Origin of the sequence: Flavobacterium sp. (assembly GCF_031381455.1) — a bacterium.
Classification (GTDB): Bacteria; Bacteroidota; Bacteroidia; order Flavobacteriales; family Flavobacteriaceae; genus Flavobacterium.
The window spans coordinates 1-8,139 of the sequence record NZ_JANMXZ010000018.1 but is presented as its reverse complement, the minus strand read 5'-3'; the positions used below and the strand labels follow the sequence as shown (position 1 = coordinate 8,139).

10 protein-coding genes are annotated in these 8,139 nt (G+C 34.2%); 6 read left to right on the top strand and 4 right to left on the bottom strand.

The features are described from left to right. The coding region (locus tag RMN97_RS05385) for an enoyl-CoA hydratase-related protein (protein WP_309613498.1) at window positions 1-324 on the top strand (324 nt) is incomplete at its 5' end. A gap of 52 nt (window positions 325-376) precedes the next feature. Here RMN97_RS05385 and RMN97_RS05380 read toward each other — a convergent pair. From RMN97_RS05380 to RMN97_RS05370, 3 genes are all read right to left on the bottom strand, one after another. Further along, window positions 377-1,024, bottom strand: a complete 648-nt coding sequence (locus RMN97_RS05380; protein ID WP_309613497.1) for an HD domain-containing protein — start codon at window positions 1,022-1,024, stop codon at window positions 377-379. A gap of 124 nt (window positions 1,025-1,148) precedes the next feature. Continuing rightward, entirely contained in the window at window positions 1,149-2,138 is a 990-nt protein-coding gene (locus RMN97_RS05375; RefSeq protein WP_309613496.1) for an acyl-ACP desaturase, read from the bottom strand. 3 nt (window positions 2,139-2,141) lie between these two features. Then, window positions 2,142-2,876: a lysophospholipid acyltransferase family protein gene (locus RMN97_RS05370; protein ID WP_309613495.1), complete on the bottom strand. Its 735-nt coding sequence runs from the start codon at window positions 2,874-2,876 to the stop codon at window positions 2,142-2,144. Between the two features lie 237 nt (window positions 2,877-3,113). Here RMN97_RS05370 and recA point away from each other — a divergent pair, with 237 nt between their 5' ends. The 4 genes from recA to RMN97_RS05350 all read left to right on the top strand — a co-directional run bounded on the left by recA (window position 3,114) and on the right by RMN97_RS05350 (window position 6,856). Continuing rightward, complete coding sequence (recA, locus tag RMN97_RS05365) at window positions 3,114-4,118, top strand: recombinase RecA (protein ID WP_309613499.1); 1,005 nt, start codon at window positions 3,114-3,116, stop codon at window positions 4,116-4,118. Between the two features lie 105 nt (window positions 4,119-4,223). Then, window positions 4,224-4,637, top strand: a complete 414-nt coding sequence (locus tag RMN97_RS05360) for a hypothetical protein (protein WP_309613494.1) — start codon at window positions 4,224-4,226, stop codon at window positions 4,635-4,637. Window positions 4,638-4,658: 21 nt separating this feature from the next. Beyond that, on the top strand, window positions 4,659-5,210 hold the full coding sequence (locus RMN97_RS05355) for a sigma-70 family RNA polymerase sigma factor (RefSeq protein ID WP_309613493.1): 552 nt from the start codon (window positions 4,659-4,661) through the stop codon (window positions 5,208-5,210). After that, window positions 5,207-6,856, top strand: a complete 1,650-nt coding sequence (locus tag RMN97_RS05350; RefSeq protein WP_309613492.1) for an outer membrane beta-barrel protein — start codon at window positions 5,207-5,209, stop codon at window positions 6,854-6,856. Before RMN97_RS05355 ends, RMN97_RS05350 begins: the two co-directional genes overlap by 4 nt. Before the next feature lie 97 nt (window positions 6,857-6,953). On the opposite strand, the gene RMN97_RS05345 is transcribed toward RMN97_RS05350, so the two are convergent. Then, window positions 6,954-7,694 carry a lysophospholipid acyltransferase family protein gene (locus RMN97_RS05345; RefSeq protein ID WP_309613491.1) on the bottom strand — a complete coding sequence of 247 codons (741 nt, stop codon included), beginning with the start codon at window positions 7,692-7,694 and terminating at the stop codon, window positions 6,954-6,956. A 206-nt stretch (window positions 7,695-7,900) separates the two neighbouring features. Between RMN97_RS05345 and RMN97_RS05340 the strand changes: the two genes are divergently transcribed. Further along, a partial coding sequence (locus RMN97_RS05340; RefSeq protein ID WP_309613490.1) for a pyridoxamine 5'-phosphate oxidase family protein occupies window positions 7,901-8,139 on the top strand: 239 nt, incomplete at its 3' end.

Genomic DNA, 8,139 nt, shown 5'->3' with positions numbered 1-8,139 from the left:
GTTGGAAAAGGTCGCGCTATGGAAATGATTATGACAGCCGGTATGATTGATGCTGAAACCGCAAAAAATTATGGTTTAGTGAACCATGTTGTGCCACAAGCTGAACTTTTAGAATTCACAAAAGGCATCGCATCCAAAATTATGAGAAATTCACCTGTTGCAATCGGTAAAGCGATAAAAGCGATTAATGCTAATTATAAAGATGGCGTCAATGGTTTTGATACCGAAATTAGAAACTTTGGAAAATGCTTTGGCACCGAAGATTTTAAGGAAGGCACTACCGCATTTTTAGAAAAAAGAAAAGCAGATTTTAAAGGAAAATAAATCGTTTTCAGTCAGGTAAAACAACTGAACACTGCAAACTGAACACTGAACACTACTTCTCACCTTTCCATTCGGCATAAAACTGCGAAAGGAAATTTTCCATGTATTGATGTCGTGCTTCGGCTATTTTTTTACCTGAAGGCGTATTCATTTTGTCTTTTAACAAAAGAAGCTTTTCGTAGAAGTGATTCAATGTTGGTGATTCGGAAGTTTTGTATTCTTCTTTGCTCATATTGAATTTTGGTGGAATTGCCGGATTATATAACGCTCTGTTTTTAAAGCCTCCATAATTGAAACATCTTGCAATTCCGATGGCACCAATGGCATCCAATCTATCAGCATCCTGAACTATCCGCAGTTCTTTCGAGTCAAATTGCTGCCCGAAATTTCCACCTTTAAACGAAATATTTTCAATGATGTTTATCACGTGAACGATTGTTTCTTGGGAAACATTTTCGCTTTCTAAAAAAGCCTGAGCGGTTCTTGGACCAACAGTTTCGTCACCATCGTGGAATTTACTGTCGGCAATATCGTGAAGTAGCGCGCCAAGTTTTACAACGGTTAAATCACAATTTTCTTCTTGGGCAATTAAAAGTGAATTTTTGTAAACGCGTTCAATGTGAAACCAATCGTGTCCGCCTTCGGCATTTTCTAATTTTTCTTTTACAAAATGAATCGTTTTATCAATTATTGACATCATTATTAATTTAAAAATCCTCTCTTTTCAGAAAGGATTTATGTCTATCTTCCCTGCCTGCGGCAGGCAGGTATTCTCTTTTTTTATTCCGCTACGCTCCATACAATTCGGCTACGCCTCGGGTCTATTATCTAATCATCGCAGGTTCAACCCATTTGAAAAGTGTCGATTCAGCCGGAATCACTAATCTTTCGGAAACTTTTGCCATTCTGGCTGGCAATTTCATTAGATAATCTCTCGCTTTTTCTGCTTCGTCTGTCAAGCCTGAAAGTTTATCTATTTCCCATTTCTCTATTAGCTTCTGCATAATATCCACATAATCAGCTGCGGTATAAACTCCAATTCGCTGTGCCGAATCTGAAAAATTTAAAAAGGCAGCGCCTATTTTTTCGCCTGATTCTCTTAAAAACTGAGCAGGCATTACAATTTTTTGTTTCATCATATAGTTGAAAGCCAATAGCATTTCGCTTGGATCAACTTTAAAAATCTGAGTTACAAATTCGCTGTAGGCATGGTGATGACGCATTTCGTCACCAGCAATCATCTTGCATATCTTTGCTAACTTTTTATCACCAAATTGTTTTGCTATCTGTGAAACCCTATTATGCGAGACATATGTGGCCAATTCTTGGAAACTGGTGTAAACAAAATTTTTATATGGATCGCGTCCTGTACCAATGTCAAACCCATCGGCGATTAAATGCTGCGTTGTGATTTCAACTTCACGCATATTAACACGCCCTGATAAGTACAAATATTTGTTCAACAAATCGCCGTGACGGTTTTCTTCACCTGTCCATTGACGCACCCATTTGCTCCAAGGATTATTTTCAACCTGACCAACACCATCAACATCCATCAACCAAGATTCGTAGGTTGGCAAAGCTTCTTCGGTAATGGTATCTCCTACTAGTGTTACCCAAAAATCATACGGTAAATCTTTGGCAATTTCTCTTAGCTCTTTTACTTCTTCAAAGAAATTTTCATCTTCAGAATTAGGTAAGAAATCTGATGGCTGCCAAATTTTTTCAACAGGAATCAAGAACTCATCCATGAAACCTTCTACTTTATTTTCTAGAAATTGCATTACTTCCAGGCGAATATTTTGTGTTGACATTGTTTAAATTTTAATAGATTGTATTACTGCTTTTTCTGTTTTCTCCATCAATTCTTCAAAAGAGAAGTCTTTTACAGAGATAGCTTCGTGAATTATAAATTGTAAATGATTCCCCAAACCCATTGGAAAAACTCCAAATTTAACCATTTTCCACGAATTATTTATAGTAATTGGAACAACATATGCCGAAGGCGCATATTTACATAGGATTTTTAAGCCACTTTGTGCAAATTCTTTAGGTTTTCCGTCTTTACTTCTGGTGCCTTCCGGAAAAATGACAGCAGAGCGTTTGTGCTTTTCGATGTATTCTGACAGTTCTTTTATCAGCGGAATGGCTTGCTTTGGGTCTTTTCTATCAATAAGAATAGAACCGCCATGACGCAGATTATACGAAACACTTGGAATTCCTTTCCCTAATTCTTTTTTACTGACAAACTTGGCGTGAAAACGTCGTAAATACCATATAATCCCAATGATGTCATACAAGCTTTGATGGTTGGAAACAAAGATAATTGGGACATCTTTTGGAATAGTATCTCTGTTTTCAAAAGTATATCTTGTCCCTAAAATGTTTGTGCATTTGGTCAAAAAAAAGTTCAAATAGTCAACACTTTTTTTATGCGCCTGATAGCCAAAAACATTGAAACAAATCCATTGAATAGGATGAAAAATAACCAAACACAATCCAAAACAAAGATAGTATACGACTGAAATTGGATATGAAATAAGCTTTTCCATAATTTAAAAATAGAGAACAAAAATATAAAAAATCAAGGGGATGAAATATAAAAAAAGATTAAAAAACACTTTTTAAAATTTTAAGAAAATATACACTTTTAGTATACCTGTTTAAAATCAAACCCATATATCTTTATTGATAATCAAAGTGTCAAAATAATTTGTTCAAAACTCCTCTGATTTGTATCCTATAACATCAAAAAAAGCATTATTTTTATGCCACAAAATTTAGAAAAAATGAGTTCAGAAAAAGAAGCCAAATTAAAAGCATTACAATTAACGCTAGATAAATTAGACAAAGCATACGGAAAAGGAACCGTAATGAAAATGGGAGACAAAGCAGTCGAAGAAGTAGAAACTATTCCTTCAGGTTCGCTTGGTTTAGATTTAGCTTTGGGCGTAAATGGTTATCCAAGAGGAAGAGTTATTGAAATATATGGCCCTGAATCTTCGGGGAAAACAACCTTAACATTGCATGCCATTGCCGAAGCACAAAAAGCGGGTGGAATTGCAGCATTTATCGATGCGGAACATGCTTTCGATAGAAATTATGCTGAAAAATTAGGCGTAGATATTGAGAATTTAATTATGTCTCAACCTGACAATGGAGAACAAGCTTTGGAAATTGCAGAGAACTTAATTCGTTCCGGTGCTATTGACATCGTTGTTATTGACTCGGTTGCGGCGTTGACTCCGAAAAGCGAAATAGAAGGTGAAATGGGTGATTCTAAAATGGGATTGCATGCTCGTTTGATGTCGCAAGCCTTAAGAAAATTAACCGGAACGATAAGCAAAACAAATTGCACCGTGTTTTTCATTAATCAGTTGAGAGAAAAAATTGGTGTTATGTTTGGAAACCCGGAAACTACAACCGGTGGAAATGCATTGAAATTCTATGCTTCTGTTCGTTTAGATATTCGCCGTTCTTCTCAAATTAAAGATGGTGAAAACGTAATTGGAAACAGAACCAAAGTAAAAGTGGTTAAAAACAAAGTAGCACCACCTTTTAAAACTGCAGAGTTTGATATTATGTATGGCGAAGGCGTTTCTAAAACAGGAGAAATTCTGGATTTGGCTGTTGAGTTTGAAATCATCAAAAAAGCAGGTTCTTGGTTTAGCTATGGCGATACAAAACTTGGGCAAGGAAGAGATGGGGTTAAAGTCTTGATAAAAGACAATCCGGAATTAGCCGATGAATTAGAACAGAAAATTAAAGATCATATTAAAGCAAGTAACGCTTAACAAACTAAAAATCCCGTCTCGTTCGGCAAACGAAACGGGATTTTTTTATTACCTTAACGCAACCCTTTTTATAAAAAAGTATCATAACAACAAATCTTTTATGTAATGAAAAAAATAGTTTCTCTTTTCGCTCTGTTATTAATATTAAATTCTTGTTCACCGGGTGATGATACTCAATATTCTTACAGATTAATACCAATAGAAAGTATTGACATTCCTGCCGAATTTACGTTGGGAGAAACCTACCCAATAACGGTGCATTATACCGTGCCAACAAGTTGCTATCACTTTAGTTCATTGTATTATGAAAAAGATTTAAACGTAAGGACTATTGCGGTTGAAAATGTTGTAGAGCAAAGAAATAATTGTCAAGAGTTGAGTACTGCGGATGGCGCTTCTACCTATACCTTTAATTTCTATGTAACAAGTAATGGCACCTATATTTTTAAATTTTATCAAGGAAAAGATAACCAAGGCAATGATATTTTTCTAGAATATGAAGTGCCTGTGACGAATTAAATAACAATCAATTTTTGAAAATTGGATTTAAATCAACTCATAAATGATTGCAAAAACAATGATAGAAAAGCACAAGAACAGTTATACAAATTGTATTCGCCAAAACTGTTTGCAGCTTGCCTAAAATATTCACGCAATTATATTGAGGCTCAAGACAATTTACAAGATGGATTTATATTAATTTTTAATAAAATTGAGCAATATTCGTTTAAAGGTTCTTTTGATGGTTGGCTAAAACGGGTTATGATTAACAATGTTTTACAGCAATATAGAACTCAGACTTTTTTAAGTTTAGTAAACGAAGATGTTCCGGATGATTGCGAGATTGAAATTGATGACGAGAATATATCATTAGATTATTTGCTAAAGATTATTCAGGAATTGCCCGACAGGTACAGATTAGTGTTCAATCTTTATGTAAATGATGATTATTCGCATGCTGAAATTGCTGAAATGCTTTCCATTAATATTGGAACATCCAAATCAAATTTATCTCGTGCGCGAATGATTTTAAAAGAAAAAATAGAACAACATAAAAATGTTTTAAATAAAACGTTTCCTTCTGCAAAATGAGTGAAAGAAAAAACATAGATCGCCTTTTTCAAGAAAAATTCAAAGATTTCGAAGTAACTCCTTCGGAAGAAATTTGGGGAAATATTGAAGCAAAACTCGATCAAAAAAAGAAAAGAAGAGTAATTCCGTTTTGGTGGAAATTATCAGGTGTTGCTGCTGTTTTTTTACTTGGATTTTTAATCTCGAAATCGATTTACAATCCAAAAATTAGAACCGAAAATTCGGTTGTAAACGAGACCAATTCTAACAAAACAGAACGCCCAAATACGAAAGATGTAAATAAAAATAATGGTAAAATTAAAGCCGACCCGAGCTTTAGCGAACCGGCGAAGCAAAGTGCTATTGTAAATGACAATAATTCCGGTAATACAAATACAAAAGCTGCAAATAAAAAGGAATTGAAAAATAATAGTTCCGTTTCTGATGCTGTTGCGAATACTGATGATAAAGTGAAAAACAACACCGCTTCAGAAAATAAAACTAAAAAAACTATCTATTCTCCAAAATCTGCCGTTGCTGATAGAAAGTCGTCCAATTATCGTTCTTTGAAAAACAAATCAAATTCTGAAAAAAATAAGACCTCAAATTCTGAATCTGTTTTTGAAAAATCTCAAAACCAAGTAGCTCAAAAGACAAACAGCAATCAATCGAAAGTTGAAAAAGACCCGAGTCTCGTTCTCAAACTAGACGAACAAACGAGTCAAGGAAAACTAACAACTATTGAACAAAAAAATAAAACATCAATTGAGAATAAAAACATCAATCTTGATGATTTAAAAGGAGATGGTATTTCAAAAATTGCAACAAAAGAAATTGAAAAGAAAGTAAACGACACAGCTTCCAACAAAAGTGTCGCTAATAATGAATTGGAAGAATTGCTTAATGAAAAAGAAAGCAAATTAAAGCAGGAATCTAAGAAAAATAGGTGGCAACTCACTTCAAATGTTGCCCCTATTTTTTTGGGTTCAATTTCAAATGGTTCGCCAATTGATTCAACGCTTACCAAAAATTCAAAATCGTATAACACAAATGTCGGTTTCGGACTTGGTGTAAGTTATGTTGTAAATAAAAAATTAACCGTTAGAACTGGCTTAAACAAAGTCAATATAAGCTATAATACTAATGACATTGTGTTCTTTACCGGACTTCAAGCTAAGATGTTAGCCAATGTTTCGCCAACGGCTTCGAGTTTGATGATACATGTAGAAACGCCAAGCAATAGAGCCTTGAATACAGCATCAGAAACTGGATTGTTGCCTTTTGAGAATACCCTTATACATGAAAACAATGGTTATCTGAAACAGGAAATTGGTTATTTAGAAATGCCTGTCGAAATGACATATTCTCTTTTTGATAAAAAATTCGGCATAAAGATTATTGGTGGATTCAGCACACTTTTTTTACAAGACAATAGCATTTCAATTGTATCAGAAGACAGAGATGTGTTGCTCGGAAAAGCAAATAATTTAAACGATATCCATTTCAGCACCAATTTGGGATTGGGAGTAAAATATGGTTTTATGAAATCTTTTGAATTCAATTTAGAGCCAACAGTAAAATATCAAATGAATACCTTTAGTTCAAACGCCGGTAATTTCAAGCCTTATATCTTTGGGATTTACAGCGGAATTAGCTACAGGTTTTAGTTAAGGTTAGTTTTAAAATTAGTTAGAAGGTGTTATTGCTTCCGAGTAATAACAGAAAAGAGTCCTAATCCCGAAGTTTCGGGAGGGACTCTTTTTTTTATGGATTAAATTCTTGAAGTTGTTTTAAAATAACTTGACGAACCTCAGCTTTAATAGTCTTTTTATAATCGGAAGCTTGAATCTTAGTATCGAAAAAGCGATGAATTTTTACACGCATCAAACCTGGACTTCCACTAAAAAAAGTATAAGAAAAGCGTTTTTTGTTATCGGCAAAAGTAAGCGGGACAATCGGAATATGATGGTCAATCGCTAATCGGAAAGCGCCGTCTTTAAATTCATCCAATACAATTGATTCGTCAAAGGGAACTCCGCCTTCCGGAAAAATACAAATGCTAAATCCTTGGTCAATTTTTTTCTGCGCTCTTTCAAAAACTGCCATTCTGCTTTTTGAACTGCTTCTATCCACCAAAATACAAGTCCTTTTATAGAAAAATCCAAAAAGTGGAATCTTGGTCAATTCCATTTTACCCACAAAAACAAAAGGATTTTTTACCACCGAAAGCATCAGCATAATATCCGTCATCGAAGTGTGATTGGCAATAAACATATAACTTTTGCCTTCAATGATTTCTTCTTGAGTTTCCAGTTTTACTCTGAAACCCATACCAAACAATATGACTTTAGCCCAAATTCTGGCCATCACAAAAAAATAAGGATACCATTTTTCTTTAAGAATTGAAATAAAAAGAAACGGGAACATGACAATTATGGGAATCGCCATTAAAATATAGAACCAAACGCGATAAAGTGTCCAAAAAACAATTTTCAATGCTCTCATATTGTCAAATGTAATGAAAGGTATGCAATTTTTAATACAAAGGTTTAACTTTGAATTTTTAACCGCAGAGTTCGCAAAGAAAAAAGAGTTCATGATAAAAATGAAGTTTTATTAAAAAAAGGAATCCTAAGAATTGTAAACAACTTATAAAAACTTTGCGAACTTTGCGAAAAACTTTGCGAACTTTGCGGTTAAACAATCTAATGATGAAAGACTTAAGCAACTACCGAAAATCATACGAAAAAAGCGAACTTCTCGAAACTAATATTCCGGAAGATCCTATTAATCTATTCAACCGATGGTTTCACGAAACCGAGGATTTTGGTGGAGTAGAAGAGGTCAATGCCATGACTATTGCAACAATTGGCTTAGACGGTTTTCCGAAATCGCGAGTGGTACTTTTGAAAAAGTTTAATGAAGAAGGTTTTATTTTCTTTACCAATTA